13 protein-coding genes are annotated in these 16,995 nt (G+C 70.8%); 8 read left to right on the top strand and 5 right to left on the bottom strand.

Features of this window, described 5'->3' with window-relative positions; genetic code table 11:
• The first annotated feature begins 94 nt into the window (after positions 1–94).
• Positions 95–1,192 carry an alpha/beta fold hydrolase gene (locus tag D7Y15_RS09165; protein ID WP_233604867.1) on the top strand — a complete coding sequence of 366 codons (1,098 nt, stop codon included), beginning with the start codon at positions 95–97 and terminating at the stop codon, positions 1,190–1,192.
• Here the strand turns inward: D7Y15_RS09165 and dtd are convergent.
• The 4 genes from dtd to D7Y15_RS09145 are packed head-to-tail and all read right to left on the bottom strand — an operon-like array spanning position 1,189 to position 5,062.
• Positions 1,189–1,650 (bottom strand): D-aminoacyl-tRNA deacylase, encoded by a 462-nt coding sequence (gene dtd, locus D7Y15_RS09160; protein WP_121752299.1) that lies wholly within the window; start codon positions 1,648–1,650, stop codon positions 1,189–1,191. The genes D7Y15_RS09165 and dtd overlap by 4 nt on opposite strands.
• A 54-nt stretch (positions 1,651–1,704) precedes the next feature.
• Positions 1,705–2,538, bottom strand: a complete 834-nt coding sequence (locus D7Y15_RS09155; RefSeq protein WP_121752298.1) for an ABC transporter permease — start codon at positions 2,536–2,538, stop codon at positions 1,705–1,707.
• On the bottom strand, positions 2,535–3,449 hold the full coding sequence (locus tag D7Y15_RS09150; RefSeq protein WP_199745899.1) for an ABC transporter permease: 915 nt from the start codon (positions 3,447–3,449) through the stop codon (positions 2,535–2,537). Before D7Y15_RS09150 ends, D7Y15_RS09155 begins: the two co-directional genes overlap by 4 nt.
• Positions 3,446–5,062, bottom strand: a complete 1,617-nt coding sequence (locus D7Y15_RS09145) for an ABC transporter substrate-binding protein (RefSeq protein WP_121752297.1) — start codon at positions 5,060–5,062, stop codon at positions 3,446–3,448. The genes D7Y15_RS09150 and D7Y15_RS09145 overlap by 4 nt, the downstream gene beginning before the upstream one ends.
• 107 nt (positions 5,063–5,169) lie before the next feature.
• Between D7Y15_RS09145 and dacB the strand changes: the two genes are divergently transcribed.
• Both dacB and D7Y15_RS09135 read left to right on the top strand, forming a co-directional pair.
• On the top strand, positions 5,170–7,434 hold the full coding sequence (gene dacB / locus D7Y15_RS09140) for a D-alanyl-D-alanine carboxypeptidase/D-alanyl-D-alanine-endopeptidase (RefSeq protein WP_120579134.1): 2,265 nt from the start codon (positions 5,170–5,172) through the stop codon (positions 7,432–7,434).
• A 261-nt stretch (positions 7,435–7,695) separates the two neighbouring features.
• Positions 7,696–8,214 (top strand): single-stranded DNA-binding protein, encoded by a 519-nt coding sequence (locus D7Y15_RS09135; protein WP_120579133.1) that lies wholly within the window; start codon positions 7,696–7,698, stop codon positions 8,212–8,214.
• 114 nt (positions 8,215–8,328) lie between these two features.
• Here the strand turns inward: D7Y15_RS09135 and D7Y15_RS09130 are convergent, their stop codons facing one another.
• A complete protein-coding gene (locus D7Y15_RS09130) occupies positions 8,329–9,012 on the bottom strand; it encodes a succinate dehydrogenase (protein ID WP_120579132.1) in 684 nt (227 codons plus the stop codon).
• Positions 9,013–9,284: 272 nt separating this feature from the next.
• Here D7Y15_RS09130 and D7Y15_RS09125 point away from each other — a divergent pair, with 272 nt between their 5' ends.
• The 5 genes from D7Y15_RS09125 (at position 9,285) to D7Y15_RS09105 (ending at position 16,962) form a co-directional block, all read left to right on the top strand.
• Positions 9,285–10,178: an Hsp33 family molecular chaperone HslO gene (locus tag D7Y15_RS09125; protein ID WP_120579131.1), complete on the top strand. Its 894-nt coding sequence runs from the start codon at positions 9,285–9,287 to the stop codon at positions 10,176–10,178.
• Between the two features lie 162 nt (positions 10,179–10,340).
• Entirely contained in the window at positions 10,341–11,036 is a 696-nt protein-coding gene (locus tag D7Y15_RS09120) for a phosphoribosyltransferase (protein WP_120579130.1), read from the top strand.
• A 27-nt stretch (positions 11,037–11,063) separates the two neighbouring features.
• A complete protein-coding gene (selB, locus tag D7Y15_RS09115; protein WP_120579129.1) occupies positions 11,064–12,992 on the top strand; it encodes a selenocysteine-specific translation elongation factor in 1,929 nt (642 codons plus the stop codon).
• Complete coding sequence (locus D7Y15_RS09110; RefSeq protein ID WP_121752296.1) at positions 12,989–15,499, top strand: ATP-binding protein; 2,511 nt, start codon at positions 12,989–12,991, stop codon at positions 15,497–15,499. Before selB ends, D7Y15_RS09110 begins: the two co-directional genes overlap by 4 nt.
• On the top strand, positions 15,496–16,962 hold the full coding sequence (locus D7Y15_RS09105; protein ID WP_121752295.1) for a sigma-54 dependent transcriptional regulator: 1,467 nt from the start codon (positions 15,496–15,498) through the stop codon (positions 16,960–16,962). The genes D7Y15_RS09110 and D7Y15_RS09105 overlap by 4 nt, the downstream gene beginning before the upstream one ends.
• Positions 16,963–16,995: the final 33 nt, after the last annotated feature.

Here is a 16,995-nt window from a genome sequence, read left to right as displayed (position 1 = left end):
GCTGACTGCCACCAGGTCCCTGGTGCTGCTCGGCTGAAGCGGACGGCGATTTCCGGGTTTCCTTGTCCTGTCGTTCCCGGTCATGCTCCGGGGCATGCGCCGCTTCCTGTCGCCCGTGGGTTCCATGCTCCTCGCCGCCGCGGTGCTGATGGGCGGCTGTTCTTCCTCGAAGAAGGCGACGGAGGCTCCGCGTACGGACCATGCGTCGCTCTACGGGGCGGACGCGGCCTACGCGGTGGGCGTCACGCAATCGCTGACGTACGAGGACGCGGTCCGCCGCCGCACGTTGAAGCCGCTGGTCTGGTACCCGGTGGCGCCCGGCACGCCGATGGACAACCGTGCGCCGTCGGACCTGTTCAAGCCCTTCTACGGAGCGAAGGACGCACCGCTTTCGGACGCGCGGGAGCGCTGGCCGGTGGTGTTGCTGTCGCACGGGAGTGGGGGCTCGTTGATGGACCTGTCCTGGTTCGGTTCGAACCTGGCGGCGCATGGCTTCGTCGTGGTGGCGTTGAACCACCCGGGCAACACCTTCGGCGACACGAGCCCGGAGGGCTTCGCGCGCGCGTACGAGCGTCCGCAAGACTTCACGGTCATCCTGGACCACCTGCTGAAGGATCCGAAGTGGGGCCCGCGCGTGGATCCGGAGCGCATCGGCGCGTCGGGGCACTCGATGGGCGGCTACACGGCGCTGGCGCTGGTGGGGCTGAACCTGAACCTGGAGTGGATTGAAAAGCGCTGCAAGACGCCGGGCACCAAGGAGGAGATTGGCTGCGAGGGCCTGCGCGACGTGGACTACAGCCGCATCGACATGAAGCGCTCGCGAGCGTCGTACCTGGACCCGCGAGTGAAGGCCGCGTTCGCGATGGCGCCGGGCATGGCGGCCTCCTTCGAGGCGCGTGACACCGCCGACGTCCAGAAGCCGGTGGAGCTGGTGCTCGCGAAGGGTGACGAGCTGATGCCGCACGAAGGGCACGGTATGCACCTGGCAGGGCTGCTGCCGCCCGCGACCACGACGACGGTGGTCCTGGACGACGCGGGACACTTCACCTTCCTGCCTGAGTGCTACCCGAAGGGCTTCGACGTCATCGCGATGCTGTGCCGCGACCCGGTGGCGGGGACGCGCCCGGCCTCGCACGCGCGCACCAACGCGGAAGGCGTGGCGTTCTTCCGCCGCACGCTGGACGTGCGCTAGGCAGGAGCCGCGGCCTTCGGAAGGCTCTCCAGCAGGATGGTGACGGGCCCGTCGTTGACGAGCGCGACCTTCATGTCCGCCGCGAAGATGCCGGTGCCCACGGTGAGGCCTCGCTGGCGCAGCGCTTCGCAGGTGCGCTCGTAGAGGGCCTTGGCGGCGACAGGCTCCATCGCGTCGATGAAGCTGGGCCGGCGGCCCTTGCGCGCGTCGCCGTAAAGGGTGAACTGGCTGACGACGATGAGGTGCTTGGAGGTGTCCTCCAGCGACAGGTTCATCTTGCCGTCGGAGTCCTCGAAGATGCGCAGCATGGCCAGCTTCTCCACCATCCACGCCATGTCCGCGTCGGTGTCGCCTTTGCCCACGCCCAGCAGCACGAGCAGGCCCGGGCCCATCTCGCTCACACGCTGTCCGTCCACCGTCACCGACGCTTCCAGGACCCGCTGCACCACGGCCTTCATGGATTGACTCCCTTGCGTTCCTGCTTCCTGCCAGGGACGCAAGAGGCCTTCAAGTCAGCGTCCTTCGCGACGCGGATCCATCGCGTCGCGCAGCGCATCGCCCAGCAGGTTGAAGCCCAGCACGGTGACCGCCAGCGCGATGCCGGGGAAGAGGGCCACGTGCGGCGCCACCAGCAGGTACTGCGTCCCCTGGTCCACCAGCGCGCCCCATGACGGCGTGCCCGGCGGGACGCCCAGCCCCAGGAAACTCAGGGACGCCTCCGCGACGATGGCGCCCGGCAGTGCGAACGTCGCCAGCACGAGCAGTGGCCCCGCGGCGTTGGGCAGGATGTGCCGCACGAGGATGCGGCCCGGCCCACTGCCCAGCGCCCGAGCAGCCTGCACGTAGTCGCGCTCGCGCAGGGTGAGCACCTGCCCGCGCGTCAGCCGCGCGTAGCCCGTCCATCCAGTGAACGACAGGGCGAACACCACGTTGGCGAGGCTTGGGCCCAGCACCGCGGTGATGAACAGCGCCAGCAGGATGCCGGGGAACGCGAGCAGCACGTCCACCAGCCGCATCAGCGCTTCGTCCACGAGCCCGCCCGCGTAGCCCGCGATGCCGCCCAGCGTGATGCCCACCGCCGCGGACAGCACCACGGCGAAGAAGGACACCTCCAGCGACACGCGCGCGCCGTACAGCACGTGGGTGAGCACGTCGATGCCGTTCTCTCCCGTGCCCAGCAGGTGACCGGGCGTCGGGGGCAACAGCTCGCGAGTGAGGTCGATGGCGTCCGGCGCATGCGGGCTGAGCCACGGCGCGAACAACGCCGTGAACACCCAGACGCACGCCACCGCGAGCCCGAAGCGGGCGTCCCACGAGTGCAGCCGGAAGCGATGGGCCGCGCTCATGAGCGCCTCCGCACGCGCGGGTCGACCCACGAATACGCGAGGTCGGTGAGCGTGTTGACCGCGACGTAGCAGAACGTGAAGAGGAGCACCGTGGCGCGCACGGTGTTGTAGTCGCGCTTCTCGATGGCGGTGAGCAGCAGCGTGCCCATGCCCGGCCACGCGAACACCTTCTCCGTCACGATGGCGCCGCCCAGCAGCGCGCCGAACTCCAGGCCCAGCACGGTCACCAGTGGCAGCAGTGCATTCCGGAATGCGTGCTTCCACAGCACCACGCGAGGCGACAGGCCCTTGGCCCGGGCCACCGTGACGTAGTCCTCGCGCAGCGCTTCGAGCATCGTCGCGCGCGTCATCCGTGCCAGGAACGCGGCCAGCGCGGTGCCCAGTGTGAACGCGGGCAGCACCAGGTGTCGCCACGACTCCGCGCCCGACACGGGCAGCCAGTCCAGCTTCAGCGCGAACAGGATGATGAGCACCGGCCCCAACCAGAAGCGGGGCAGGGCGACACCCGCCACGGACACGCCCATCGCCGCCGCGTCCACGGGCGTCCCTCGTCGCGCCGCCGCCATCACGCCCAGGGGCAGCGCCAGCACCAGGGACACGGCCATGGCCGACACCGTGAGCAGCAGCGTGTACGGCAGCGCCGCGCCCAGGGCAGGAAGCACCTTGCGCTGGAACGGAGGCAGCGACGTGCGCAGCTCCCCGGTGGCCAGGTCTCGAGCGAACGTCCAGAGCTGCGCGTACCACGGCAGGTCCAGCCCCACGGCCTGCCGCAGCGCCGCGCGGTCCACCTGCGTGGCCTGCTCCTCCAGCATCACGTCCACCGGGTCCCCAGGCACGAGGTGCAGGAACAGCGACACCAGCAGCAGCGCCCCCACCATCGCGATGACCGCGGACACGAGCCTCCGGGTCACGGCGTGCCCCCACGCTCGGGCGTCACTTCCCGCGCCTTCGCCAGCGGCAGCAGCAGTCCATGCGCGCTGGGCTCGAAGTCCGCGAGCCGCGAGGACACCACCGCGACACTGGCCTCATGCCACAGCGGGATGACGGGCATGTCCGCGTCCAGCTCCCGCTGCGCCTCCGCGTACAGTGTCTTCCGCTCCTCGCGAGACGCCTGCGTCGCCGCGTCCAGCACGCGGTCCAGCTTCGGGTCCTTCAGGGCTCCACGGTTGAACCCGCCCCAGTGGTTCTCAGGGCCGGGGATGTTCGCGGAATGGAACGCGCCCCGGAGCAGGTCCGGCTCCATCACGGCGGCCCACTTCAACGTGAACAGCTCGAAGCGCCCCCGGCGCACGTCCTCGAAGAACGTTCCGAACTCCAGCGCCCGCACCTCCACCGCGATACCTCCCTTCGCCAGCTGCTCCTTGAGCACCAACGCCACCGCGCGCCGGAAGCGGTCCGTGCTCGTCTTGAAGGTGAAGGACAAGCGTGGCTGTCCCCCGGGCCCGTCCGGATCCGGGTACCCCGCAGCGTCCAGCAGCCGGGCCGCCTCCTCCGGCGCGTAGCCGCATCCCGGTGTCTCCGTGAAGGCCCAGTGCTCGCGAGGCAGCATGCTGGACGCGGGCTCCGCCAGCCCGTGCAGCTTGTGCTCCACCAACGGGCGCACGTCGATGAGGTGACACAGCGCCTGGCGCACGCGCACGTCCGCGAGCGGCCCCTCGCGCAGGTTGATGCCCAGGTAGGTGAAGCCCGTGCCTGGCTTCGTCACCACTCGCAGGTGGGGCGACTTTCGCAGCGCTGGCAGCACCGCCGGGGACACGCCGTTCACCACCAGGTCCGCGCGGCCCTTGAGCAGCTCCAGCACCCGCGTCGTCTCGTCCCGCACCACCCGGAACGTCAGCCTCGACACCGCGGGCTTCCCTCCGTGCCATCCCTCGAAGGGGACCAGCGTCAGGTGCTCCTCGTCCGGCCACGACTCGAACCGGAAGGGCCCCGCGCCCACCGGGTGCGTTCCCTGCGCCTCGATGCCTCCGGGCCCCACGCGCTCCGCGGGCAGGATGGCCGCGGACAGCTCCGCGAGCAGCGGCGCATAGGGTCGCTTCAAGTGGAAGCGCACCGTGCGGGCGTCCACCACCTCCACGCGCTCCACCGGCTCGTACCGTTCGCGCTTGGGGCTGCCCAGCTTCGGGTCTCGCAGGGCGTCGAAGGTGGCCTTCACGTCCTCGGCGGTGAGGGCGCTCCCGTCGTGGAAGGTCAGCCCCGGACGGAGGACGAACTCCATCACCGTGGGCGAGACCTCCCGGAAGGACTCCGCCAGCTGGGGCACGGGCCGGCTCGCGTCATCGAAGGTGAGGAGCCCCGGGCTGACGAGCTGCGCCAGCCGCTGTCCATGGGCCGTGAGGGCGAAGCGATCGTCCAGGCTGTCCGGTGGGGCCTCCAACAGCACCGTGATGCCCGCCGGGGGCGCCGGGTCGCGGCAGCCGGAGTCAAGCACCAGCGCCAGCGCGATGAAGAACACCCGGGTGGCGCGGGAGGGCAGGGGGGGCATGGCGTCTGTCACGAGGTGGATGTCAGGCGGGACGTCCATGCTGCGACAGCCTTCTTCTTGTTTCCAGGAAGCAGGCAGGCGTGCAGGGTAACAGCGACCGTGGATCCGTCCCCCACCCTTGCCGCCCCTTTCGTCCCTTCTTCATAATGGATCGCGACTTCCCTGGAGCGTGCGTGCAGGTTTTTCGAACCAGACCCTTCTGGGCAGCGACCGTCATTGCCTTGTGGCTCCCTTCCGCCACCCTGGCCGCGTCGCCGTCCGCCGACAAAAAGGCTGAACGCGAGGCGCTGAAGAACGCGCTCGTGCAGGTCATGCAGCGCACCGCGCTCAAGAGCAGCCGCGTCGGCGTCCACATGCAGAGCCTGGACGACGGCACCGTGGTGTTCAGCCACAACGCGGACGAACTGCTCAACCCCGCCTCCAACGTGAAGCTCGTCACGTCCTCCGCGGCCCTCGTCGCACTGGGGCCGGAGTTCCGCTACGAGACGGAGTTCCTCGTCGAGGCGGAGATGCCCGCCGACGGCAAGGTCAAGACCCTCTACGTTCGCGGCAAGGGTGACCCCACCGTCACCACCGAGCGCCTCTACGGCATGACCTCCGAGCTGCTCCACGCGGGCCTCAAGGAGGTGCAGGACATCGTCGTGGACGATTCCTGGTTCGACGCCGAGCGCACTCCTCCGGGCTACGACCAGGAGGACTCCGACCGCGCGTACATGGCGCCCACTGGCGCGGTGAGCCTCAACTGGAACGCGGTCGCCGTCTACGTGCGCGCCGCTCCCGGCGGCAAGGCCGTGGTGGACATGGAGCCGCCCAGCGACTTCTTCGTCGTGGAGAACACCGTCACCAGCGGCCCCGGCCGCGCGCGGCGCGTGTCCGTGAAGTCCGACGCGTACGGCGACAAGCAGAAGATCGTCGTCAAGGGCCAGGTCCCCGACGAGCGCGGCGCCGTCAGCGTCTGGAAGAAGATCGACAGCCCGCCCCTGTACTTCGGCGGGTCGCTCAAGCAGTTGCTCGTGTCGCGCGGCGTGAAGGTGAAGGGCAAGGTGAAGCTGGGCCTGACGCCGTCCCGCGCGAAGGTCGTGCACGTGGCGCAATCCGACACGTTCGACATCGTCCTCAAGCGCCTCAACAAGCTCTCCAGCAACTTCGTCGCGGAGACGCTCCTCAAGACGATGGGCGCGGAGCTGCGTGGACAGCCGGGCTCGTTCGCCAAGGGCATCGACGTGGTGGAGGAGTTCCTGGACCGCGACGTGGGCATCCCGCGCGGCACCTACGTGATGAAGAACGGCAGCGGTCTCAACGACGCCAACCGCTTCTCCACCGCGCAGGTGGACCGGCTCCTGCGCCACATGTACGAGCGCTTCCCGCTGGCCCCGGAGTACCTGTCCTCGCTTGGCATCGCCGGCAAGGACGGCACGCTCAAGTACCGCTTCGACGGCACGGACGCCGTGGGCCGGCTGCGCGCCAAGACGGGCACCCTGGAGGGCGTCTCCGCGCTCAGCGGCTACGTGCAGTCCGCGGGCGGGGAGAAGTTCTCCTTCTCCATCATGGTCAACGACTACGCGGGCCGCGCCGGCCCTGTCGTCGCGGGCATGGACGCGCTGGGCGCCGCCGTGGCCGCCACCGGCTCCACGCTGGGGCCGGGCAACGCGCTGGCCTCCCTCAATGAGGGCCAGAAGGCGCAGGGCGGCCTGCCGGACATCGCCAACCGCGTGAAGACCTACCTGGAGCTGGGCAAGCAGCGCGATCAACGCAACATCGGCTTCCTGCGCACCGCATGGCGCAGCGAGCGCGACCCCGCCGTGCGCGCCGTGCTGGCGGAGAGCCTCTACCAGTCCAACCCGCACGACTATCTGGGCACCCGCACGTTGCTGGACAGCTACTCCGCCACGGATGACGTCTACGGCCGCCTGCGCCAGGTGGCCCACGCCCTGTCCGTGGGCGTGCCCGGCGTGAGCAGCATGGTGGAGCTGGCCTCCGGCGGAAACACGGAGGCCCTGGCCCGTGTGCTGGAGCTGTGCCGCGCGGCCGGCACCGCCCGTGACGTCGAGGCGCAGGACGAACTCGCGGACGGCCTGGGCGAGGTGGCCCGCACCGCTCCCGAGGAGCTGGTCGTTGCCCTGCGCACCGCCAGCACCGTGGAGCGCGACGCGACCGTGCCGCTCCTGGCCCAGGGGCTGGTGAAGACCGGGGACACCACCCACCCGTTCTGGAAGTCCCTGCGCAAGCTGGGCTCTGGCGGGACGGATGCCCAGCTCGTCGCCTTCGCCAAGGGGCTGGACTCCACCCTCACCACCAAGACGGCCGAGGCCCGGACCTCCCAGCGCGCCCAGCCCGTCCAGGTGGTCGCGCCGGCTTCCGCCACGCCCAACGTGGTCCCTGCCTCCGGGGTCCTCCGCCCGGGCGGGTAGTCCCTCGCCTCGGCCTCCCTCCGCCCGGACGTCCTCGTCCGGGCGGCTGTCCCCGCTGCCGGCTCCCGGCACCTCCCAACATCGCGGAATCCTTGAAGCCTCCCGCCAGGGGAGTAGGCGGACGTGCGTCCCCGGCACCCCTGGCCGTTTAGTGGCCCGGGGAATGTCAGTGGTGGATGCTATGGGCTGAAGGACCTGTCGGGGCGTGTGGCCTCGCAGGTTTGTTCCTGGCCCTAGAGGGGTCAGGTATCGGGAGGAAACATGGCTGGAGGCGTGAACAAGGTCATTCTCATCGGCAACCTCGGGGCGGACCCCGAAGTGCGCTTCACCCCGGGCGGTCAGGCCGTGGCGAACTTCCGCATCGCGACGAGCGAGAGCTGGAACGACAAGAACGGCCAGAAGCAGGAGCGCACCGAGTGGCACCGCATCGTCGTCTGGGGAAAGCTCGCGGAGCTGTGCGGCGAGTACCTCAAGAAGGGACGGCAGTGCTTCGTCGAAGGCCGTCTGCAGACGCGCGAGTGGATGGATAAGGAAAACAAGAAGAACTACACCACCGAGGTCGTCGCCACCTCCGTCACCTTCCTCGGCGGCCGTGACGCCGGTGAGGGCTACAGCGGCGGCAGCGGCGGCAGTGGCGGTGGGCGCCGGCAGCAGCCGCAGGGCAACGGCGGCTACGGGCAGGGGCGTGACGACTTCGGCCAGCCTCCCCCTCCCATGGACGACGGTGGCGGCATGGGCGGCGGCAACCACGGCGGCACGGACGACGACATCCCGTTCTAACGCCCTGGGGCCATTCCCCTGAAAAGCGAACCGGCCGCTCCTGGATGTCAGGGGCGGCCGGTCGTGTTTTCGGGCACCGGGGCTTCAAGGCCCCGGCGCTTCTTCAGGACTGCTTCAGCCGACGTCCAGGCCGGCAGGGCCGTACGCCGCGCCCGCCGTGTAGAGCGCGTAGATGGCGCCCCAGGACATGGCCAGCAGGATGAGGAAGATGAGGATGGAGAAGGGCTCGAAGCGGCGCATGGAGCGGTCGCTCGCGAAGATGCCCCAGCCCATGGCGAAGGTCTGCAGGCCGTTGGCCAGGTGGTACGCAGTGCCCAGCGTGCCCAGCAGGTAAACCATCAGCGTGGGGCCGTGGTAGTGCATCTCCCGGGCGATATCCATGAAGGGCTCCGCGTGGCCCTCCACCAGGCGCGGGTGCAGGAAGGCCAGCCAGATGTGGGCGCCCAGGAACGCGAGCACGCCCAGGCCCGCCACGCGCTGCACGATGTACTTGAGGTTGCCGTAGTTGCTGTACGCGAGGTTGTTGGGCTTCATGGTGAAGATGCGCACCAGGCCCCACGCCGTGTGGATGAGCAGCGGCAGCATGACGATGATGAACGTGAACGCCTGGGCGAACGGGTTCGCGTACTCCGTCACCGACTTTTCCCAGGCCGTCGCGCCGTAGAAGGCGGACAGGTTGTCCCACAGATGGTTGATGACCCAGAAGCTCAGGGGCACCACGGCGAGGAACGACCCCAGCCGCGACTTCAAGAGGGGGTTCCGGTCGGTGAGGGCTTCGGCGGTGGCTTGGGTGCTCATCGAGTCTCCAGCGGGGCGCGCGGATGGGTGGGGTGAAGACCCCCGCGAGCCCAAGTCAGGGCCTGGGTGATACGGCCTTCCGCCGGTTTATAGCCGTTCCGTCACGCGGGCTGGATTTCTTCCGCATCCGCCCGTGCCAGCAGGGGAACACCGACTCATAAGCCCTGGCGATGCCAGCCCCCCGCCCTGACTGCTGGCCGCCGGGCAGGCGGCCCGTCTCCGTCCCTCTTCCGTTGGCGGGCGCGAACGGGTGGGGCACGCTAACCAGCCCTATGCCTGATGAGCTTGTCAGTGGATTGTTGAAGGCGACGGACCTGCGCCTGGTGCTGGCCACCACCGGTGACCTGTCCCGCCAGGCCCGCGCTACGCACCAGAGCATGCCGGCCTCCGCCGCGCTCCTGTCCCAGGGCCTCACCGTCGCCGCCCTCATGGGGTCGCTCCGCAAGGGCACGGACTCCCGGATCAACGTGCAACTGGAGTGCGACGGCCCCCTGCGCGGCCTCTTCGTGGACGGCGACGCGAACGGCGTCGTGCGCGGCTACGTGAAGAACACCCTGGTGGAGTACTCCGGCTCGGAGGGGCGCTATCACTGGCGCCCGGTGCTGGGGAACCAGGGCTTCCTGTCCGTGCTGCGCGACCAGGGCGGCGGCGAGTACTACCGCTCGTCCGTGGAGCTGGAGCACTTCGACCTGGTGGCGGACCTGGAGCGCTACTTCCACCAGTCGGATCAGGTGCCCTCGCACCTGCTGGTGGCGCAGCTGCCCGGCCAGGTGGACGGTCAGGAGGATCCGCTCGCCACGGTGGTGGGTCTGCTCGTGCAGCCCCTGCCCAACGGGGACAAGGACGCCTTCAAGGCGCTGGGCACCCGGCTCAAGGCGCAGTTCCAGACGGCCGTGCAGGCGCACGCGCAGGACGGGGCGGAGACGCTCCTTCGCTCGCTCGTGCCGGAGGCGGACCTGGAGGTCATGTCGCGCTACCCGCTGCGCTTCACCTGTTCGTGCAGCCGGGACCGCGTGAAGCTCGCGCTGCTCGCCATGGGCCGCGAGGAGCTGAAGGACCTGCTGGAGAAAGAAGGCCAGGCGGAGGCCACTTGCCAGTTCTGCACGACGCGCTATGTCATCCCCGGCGCGGAGATCCAGCAGATGCTCACCGAGGGCAGCGCCTGAGCCTGTCCCCGTGGACAAGGCGCCTGTCACGAAGACAGACATCCTTCGTTTTCCGGGGACTTTTCAGCGCCTCACATCCTCAGGGGAGGCACTCGCGGCGGTTGTGGCGGGGTCGCGGTGCTCGGGATATGACAGGGCCGCACCTCACCCGGAGCTTTCGCCGTGGCCATCAAGCGGGCAGCGCCGCCGAAGTCCCAGGACCAGCGCAACCCTTCCCAGAAGTCTGCCGTGCCCTCCGCCGCCCAGAAGGACGGGGCGGAGAAGCTCGTCTCCATTCCCAATGACATGATCCTGGCGCCCCAGGTGGAGGCCCCTCGCCAACCCACCGGCCGCGACCAGTCCCGGCACAAGTCCACGGGCGTGGTGGAGCTGTCGTGGGCGGAGTTCGACCGGAAGGTGCAGCAGTTGGCGCGCACCATCCGGCAAGCGTGGGAGCCCCAGGCGGTGGTGGGCGTGGCCCACGGCGGCGTGTACGTGGGCGGGGCGCTCGCGGGCGCGCTCGGCTGCCCGTTCTACCCCGTGCGCATCAGCCGCCGCAGCCGCGACAAGGCCGAGCGCACCCAGGAGCGCGGCCAGCCCCAGGTGAGCGAGGAGATGCCCCCGGCAATCAAGGGCTGCCGCGTGCTCATCGTGGACGACATCGCATCCAGCGGAGACACGCTGGAGCTGGCCACGGCGCTCGCGAAGAAGGTGGGCGCGAAGGAGATCCGCACCGCCTGCCTCATCGCGCGGCCGGAGGGCTTCACGCCGGACCACGTGGGGCTGTCCACGGACTCGCTCTTCGTCTTCCCGTGGGACTACCAGCCGGTGATGGGCGACGCGCACTTCGACGACGACCCGGACAAGGCCGGGGCCTGAGTCCAGCCGAAGGGCGTTGACGCGGCGATGATCATCGGGACGGCGGGGCACATCGACCACGGCAAGACGTCCCTCGTGAAGGCGCTGACGGGCACCGACACCGACCGGCTCCCGGAGGAGAAGCGGCGGGGCATCACCCTGGAGCTGGGCTTCGCCCACCTGCCGCTCCCGGACGGGCAGGTGGCGGGCGTGGTGGACGTGCCCGGCCACGAGCGCTTCGTGAAGGCCATGGCCGCGGGCGCGGGCGGCGTGGACCTGGCCGTGCTGGTGGTGGCGGCGGACGAAGGCGTCATGCCCCAGACGCGCGAGCACCTGGACATCTGCCGCCTGCTCGGCGTGAAGGCGGGCGTCGTCGCGCTCACCAAGGCGGACCTGCTGGAGGGCCTGGGCGACGACTGGCGCGCGCTGGTGGAGGCGGACCTCGCCGCGCTCACCGTCGGCACCTTCCTGGAGACCGCGCCCGTGGTGCCGGTGTCCTCTCGCACGGGGCAGGGCCTGCCGGAGCTGAAGGCGGCGCTCGCGAGCGCGGGCGCTTCACTGCCACGGCGTCCCTCGGAGGGCCCCGTGTTCCTCCCGGTGGACCGGGCCTTCACCATCAAGGGCTTCGGCACGGTGGTGACGGGCACGCTGTTGTCCGGCGCGCTGGCGGTGGATGACGCGGTGTCGCTGCTCCCCTCGGTGGCCGGTGCGCGTCCGGGCCCCTTCCGCGTCCGCGGCGTGCAGGTGCACGGCCAGCCGGTGGCGCGCGTGGAGGCGGGGCAGCGCGCGGCGGTGAACGTGACGGACGTGCAGACGGAGGACGTGCACCGGGGCATGGTGCTCACGCGCGCGGGCGAGCTGCCGGAGACGTCCATGCTGGACGTGGAGCTGACGCTGCTGCCCGCCGCGGAAGTCCCGCTGCCCAAGCGCCGCAAGCTGCTGCTGCACCTGGGCACCGCGCAGGTGGAGGCCACGGTGGCGCTGCTGGACCTGGAGTCGCTTTCGCCGGGGGAGACGGGGCTCGCGCAGCTGCGGCTGGAGTCTCCGGTGGGCGCGCTCGTGGGCCAGCGCTTCATCCTGCGCGGCTCGCGCGCGCTGCCGGGACGGGGCGCCACGGTGGCCGGGGGCCGCGTGCTCTCCATCACGCCGCCGCGCCGGCGCAAGGGTGCGTCGTCGGTGGTGCGGCCGCTCCTGGAGGCGGACGCGGCCGGGCAGGTGGGGTGGCTCCTCAGGCAGGCGGGCTACGCGGGGCTCACGCAGACGGAGCTGTTCGGCCGCTCGGGGCTTTCGCCCAAGGTGCTCACGCGCACGCTGGAGCTGCTGGGCGCGAAGGGGCAGGTGCTGCTGGTGGACCGCGACCGGCGGCTCTACGTGGCGCAGGACGTGTTCGAGGGACTGCGCCAGCGCTCGCTCGCGCTGCTCGCCGCGTTCCATGAACGCGAGCCCATGCGCGAGGGCCTGTCACGCGAGGAGCTCCGTCAGCGGCTCTCCGCCCAACTGGACGCGCGCTTGTTCCAACGCGTGGTGCAGGCGCTGGTGGACTCCAGCGGCGTGGAGGCGGAGAAGGACCTGGTGCGCCTCAAGGGCCGGGGCCGTACGCTCACGCTGGGCGACGAGGCCGCGCGCACGCGCCTGTCCGCGGAGCTGTCCGCGGCGGGGCTCGCGCCGCCCACCGTCACGGAGCTGTCGCAGAAGTTGGGGCTCCCGCCCGCGAAGCTGCAGGAGTTGTTGAAGGTGCTGGTGGCGTCAGGCACTGGCGTGCGGGTGAGCGAGGAACTGTGCTTCGACACGGGCGCGCTGGAGGACCTGCGCGGACGGCTGGTGACGTACCTGAAGGACCAGAAGGAGATTTCCACGCAGGGCTTCAAGGAACTGGTGGGCCAGAGCCGCAAGTTCACCATCCCCCTGTCGGAGTACTTCGACCGGGAGAAGGTGACGCTGAGGGTGGGGGACAAACGGGTGCTGCGTCGCGGATGAGTGACAAGGCCTACAGCGAGCAGGAACTGCGTGCCCTGGTGGATGCCTTCACCCAGCCCGTGCTGGTGGTGGAGGGCGAGGGGCACGTCTGGGTGGCCAATGCCGCGTACGCGCGGCTGTTGGGACTGCCCGTGGAGCAGGTGGAGGGGCGTTCCTTCCTGGACTTCGTGCAGCCGGAGGAGCGCAGCCGGATGGGAGACCGCTTCCACCGGGTGGCCACGGGTGCGCCGCTGGACGGGCGTCCGCAGCTCTACAAGATATTCAGCGTCCACGGGGCGACGGGCGAGGTCTACGTGCAGGCCAACCCCCTGCGGCTGGACAACGGGCGTTTCGCCCTGCTGCTCAGCTGCATGGTGGTGGCGGAGCGCCCCCGGGAGCTGGTGGTGGCGGAGCGGTTGGTGGACACGTCCGCGGGGCTGGTGTCCGCGCGCTCGGAGGAGGGCGTGCGGCGCGTGGCGCTGGCGGGCCTGGAGGCCGCGGGCTTCCGGGCGCGGCTCCTGCGCTGGGACGGCACGCGGTGGGTGGTGCGCGACGGAGTGTCCATTCCGGCGGATTCGCACCTGGCGCTGGAGGCGCTGTCGGACGGGCGGCCGGTGTTCGGCGGCGCGGACCATGCGCAGCCCACGCACGCGTACCTGCCGGTGGGCGGGCCGCAGTCGGAGGTGCTCTGGGTGGCGGGCCCGTGGGTGGCGCCCCGGCACGGCTCGGTGCTGACGCTGTTCGCGAAGGTGGTGGGCGCGGCGCTCGCGGACGCCCACCTCCAGGCGGACGGCGCGCGCAGCCGCTGGGAGGTGGAGTCGGTGGCGGAGATGGCGCGCTTCGTGGCGCAGCCCGTGCCCCCGCCGCCGGAGACGTTCCTCGCGCGAGTGGCGGAGCTGCTCCAGGCCCGCGCGGTGGCGCTGCACGTCGTCCCCGAACCAGGGGAGGCCCCCCGGCTCTCCGCCCACGTGGGGCTGGAGGAGGGGAGTGACGCGGAGGCCGTGCGCGCCACCGGCGTGCTGCTGGCCGCGTCGCTGCGGGAGGACGGGGGCGTGCTGTCCTCCGAGTCGCAGGGGCGCGCGCTGGAGACCCTGTCCCAGGGCCGCCTGGGCAGCGGGACGGCGGCGCGGCTCACCCGCGGCGGTGAGAGCGTGGGCGTGGTGCAGGCGCTGCGCGCGAAGGAGCGGCCCTTCGACGAGCGAGACGCGCGGCTGTTGTCCACGCTCGCGGAGCTGCTGGTGACGCTCCTGGAGCAGCGCCGCCTCCGCGCCGAGTCCGCGCGCCAGCTCACGGAGACGCGCCTCCTGCTGGACCTGGCGCGCACCACATCCGGCGTGCTGGAGACGGCGAGCATCCTGGACGTCGCGTCCGACTTCCTGGTGCACCTGCTGGACGTGTCCAACTGCTTCATCCTGCTCTACGACGAACAGGCCAAGGTGCTGCGCGGAGCGGCTGCGTCGGCGACCCACCGCGACATGTTCCGCACGGTGGTGGTGCCGCTCGACAGCGACGACCTGGCCGCGCGCGTGGCGCAGGAGCGCAAGCCCATCGCCGTGGAGGACCTGACGTCCGCGAGCACCTCCGTGAGCGCGGTGCTCATCGACCGGCTGGGGGAGAAGGCGCTGCTGGGCCTGCCGCTGACCTCGCGCGAGGAGCTCATCGGCGTGGTGCTGGTGGACGACGTGCGCGGCCCGCGTCCCTTCGGCCCGGAGCTGATTGAGCTGGCGGAGGCGACGTGCGGCCAGCTGGCGCTGTCCATCGCCAACGCGCGGCTCTACGAATCGCTGTGGGCCAGCTACGCGGAGCTGGCCGCCACCCGCGCGGAGATGGTGAAGCGCGAGCGCTTCGCCGCGCTGGGCGAGCTGTCCGCCATCGTCGCCCACGAGGTGCGCAATCCCCTGGGCGTCATCTTCAACGCGGTGGCCACGCTCCGGCGCATCATGAACCCCGGGGGGGACACGGCCATGCTGTTGGACATCGTCGCGGAGGAGAGCGACCGCCTCAACCGCATGGTGGCGGACCTGCTGGACTTCACCCGCCCGCGCAACCCGGTGCTCCAGCCGGAGGACCTCTTGCGCGTGCTCCAGGACGCGTTCGAGGCGGCGCGGGCGCAGGCTCCCACGGAGCGTCCGGTGTACATCTCCGTGGAGGTGGATCCCGGTCTCTCCGCGGTGCCCATGGACCGGCGGCAGATCCGCCAGGCCCTGTTCAACGTGGCCGTCAACGCCATCCAGTCCATGCCCCAGGGCGGCGACGTGCGGGTGCGTGGGCGCCGGGACACGCACGGAGGCCGCGAGCAGCTGCGCATCGACGTGATGGACCAGGGGCCGGGCATCCCGGCGGAGCTGCTCCACCGCGTCTTCGAACCCTTCTTCACCACCAAGGCCCAGGGCACCGGCCTGGGGCTGGCGGTGGTGAAGCGCATCCTGGAGGAGCACCGCGGCGAAATCGCCGTGGAGAGCGCCCCCGGACGCGGAACCACCTTCACCTTCTGGCTGCCGCTCACGCAGCCCCAGTCCTTCTCATGACCGACGCGACCACTCCGGTTCCCCGAGGCTACATCCTCGTGGTGGACGACCAGAAAAACATGCGCGCCACCACCGCGCTGCTCCTGAAACAGGAGGGCTACGAGGTCGCCGAAGCCGCCACTGGCGAGGAGGCGCTCCTCCGGCTCGCGAAGGCGCGCGTGGACCTGCTCCTCACGGACCTGAAGATGGAGCCCATGGACGGGCTCACGCTGCTCAAGCGTGCGCTGGAGGCCTCGCCCCGCCTCCAGGTCATCATGATGACGGCCTTCGGCTCCATCGACAGCGCGGTGGAGGCCATGCGCCTGGGGGCCTACGACTACGTCACCAAGCCCTTCAAGGAAGGCGAGCTGCGCTACCGCGTGGAGCGCGCCCTGGAGCGCGCCCGGCTCCAGGCGGCGGTGGACAACCTGGCCACGGAGTTCAACGAACGCCACGGCCTGTCCGCGCTGGTGGGCCGCAGCCAGGCCATGCGCGAGCTCACCACGCGCCTGATGCGCGTCGCCCAGAGCGACGCCACCGTCCTCATCCAGGGCGAGAGCGGCACGGGCAAGGAGCTGGTGGCCCGCGCGCTCCACGTGCACAGCCGCCGCAGCAAGCAGCCCTTCGTGCCCGTCAACTGCGCGGCCATCAGCGAGACGCTGCTGGAGAGCGAGCTCTTCGGTCACGCCAAAGGCGCCTTCACGGGCGCGGTGAAGACGCGCCGCGGCCTCTTCGAGGAGGCGGACAACGGCACGCTCTTCATCGACGAGGTGACGGAGACGAGCCCCACCTTCCAGTCCAAGCTCTTGCGCACGCTCCAGGACGGCGAGGTGCGCCGCGTGGGGGAGTCCACCGCGCTGCGCGTGAACGTGCGAATCGCGGCGGCCACCAACCGCGACATCGAGCTGGAGGTGAAGGAGAAGCGCTTCCGTCAGGACCTCTACTACCGCCTCAACGTGGTGCTCCTGCGCGTGCCCCCGCTGCGCGAGCGCCTGGAGGACGTGCCCGCGCTGGCGCAGCACTTCCTGGACCGGGCCAACAACCGCAGCCCCCGGCCCCGGCGCCTGTCCGCCACCGCCGTGGAGCACCTGATGACGTACGACTTCCCTGGCAACGTGCGCGAGCTGGAGAACCTGGTGGAGCAGGCCGCCGCGCTCGCCGAAGCGGACGAACTGCTCCCCGAGGACTTCCCGCTGCGCCCCCAGGGCCGCGTGCTCGCCGCCGCGCCTCCGACTGAAGCGCCTTTGCCCGAGGCCATGGGCCTGCCCCCCACCGACGTCGTGCGGCCCACCAGCACGGAGGCCACGGGCCCCACGCTGGCGGAGGTGGTGGAGGACGCGGAGCGCCGGGCCATCGTCCTGGCCCTGGAGCGCCACGGCGTGGACCTGGCCCGCGTGGCGGACGAGCTGGGCGTCTCCTCCACCACGCTGTGGCGGAAGATGAAGCGGCTCAACCTGCGGCCTCCCGCCGGTGCCCGCGAATAGCCTGCCAGCGAACTCGCACCTGCCTCCCAGTAC

The organism is Corallococcus sp. AB030 (assembly GCF_003668965.1).
In the GTDB taxonomy this organism is placed as follows: Bacteria; Myxococcota; Myxococcia; order Myxococcales; family Myxococcaceae; genus Corallococcus; species Corallococcus exiguus.
This window is presented reverse-complemented; position numbering and strand designations above follow the sequence as displayed.

Excerpts from the sequence above, each read along its gene's own strand:
- D7Y15_RS09165 (WP_233604867.1), top strand. The coding sequence starts at position 95 with ATGCGCCGCTTCCTGTCGCCCGTGGGTTCCATGCTCCTCGCCGCCGCG.
- D7Y15_RS09105 (WP_121752295.1), top strand. The coding sequence starts at position 15,496 with ATGACCGACGCGACCACTCCGGTTCCCCGAGGCTACATCCTCGTGGTG.
- D7Y15_RS09110 (WP_121752296.1), top strand. The coding sequence starts at position 12,989 with ATGAGTGACAAGGCCTACAGCGAGCAGGAACTGCGTGCCCTGGTGGAT.
- D7Y15_RS09130 (WP_120579132.1), bottom strand. The coding sequence starts at position 9,012 with ATGAGCACCCAAGCCACCGCCGAAGCCCTCACCGACCGGAACCCCCTC.
- D7Y15_RS09145 (WP_121752297.1), bottom strand. The coding sequence starts at position 5,062 with ATGGACGTCCCGCCTGACATCCACCTCGTGACAGACGCCATGCCCCCC.
- selB (WP_120579129.1), top strand. The coding sequence starts at position 11,064 with ATGATCATCGGGACGGCGGGGCACATCGACCACGGCAAGACGTCCCTC.
- D7Y15_RS09135 (WP_120579133.1), top strand. The coding sequence starts at position 7,696 with ATGGCTGGAGGCGTGAACAAGGTCATTCTCATCGGCAACCTCGGGGCG.
- dacB (WP_120579134.1), top strand. The coding sequence starts at position 5,170 with ATGGATCGCGACTTCCCTGGAGCGTGCGTGCAGGTTTTTCGAACCAGA.
- D7Y15_RS09125 (WP_120579131.1), top strand. The coding sequence starts at position 9,285 with ATGCCTGATGAGCTTGTCAGTGGATTGTTGAAGGCGACGGACCTGCGC.
- dtd (WP_121752299.1), bottom strand. The coding sequence starts at position 1,650 with ATGAAGGCCGTGGTGCAGCGGGTCCTGGAAGCGTCGGTGACGGTGGAC.
- D7Y15_RS09155 (WP_121752298.1), bottom strand. The coding sequence starts at position 2,538 with ATGAGCGCGGCCCATCGCTTCCGGCTGCACTCGTGGGACGCCCGCTTC.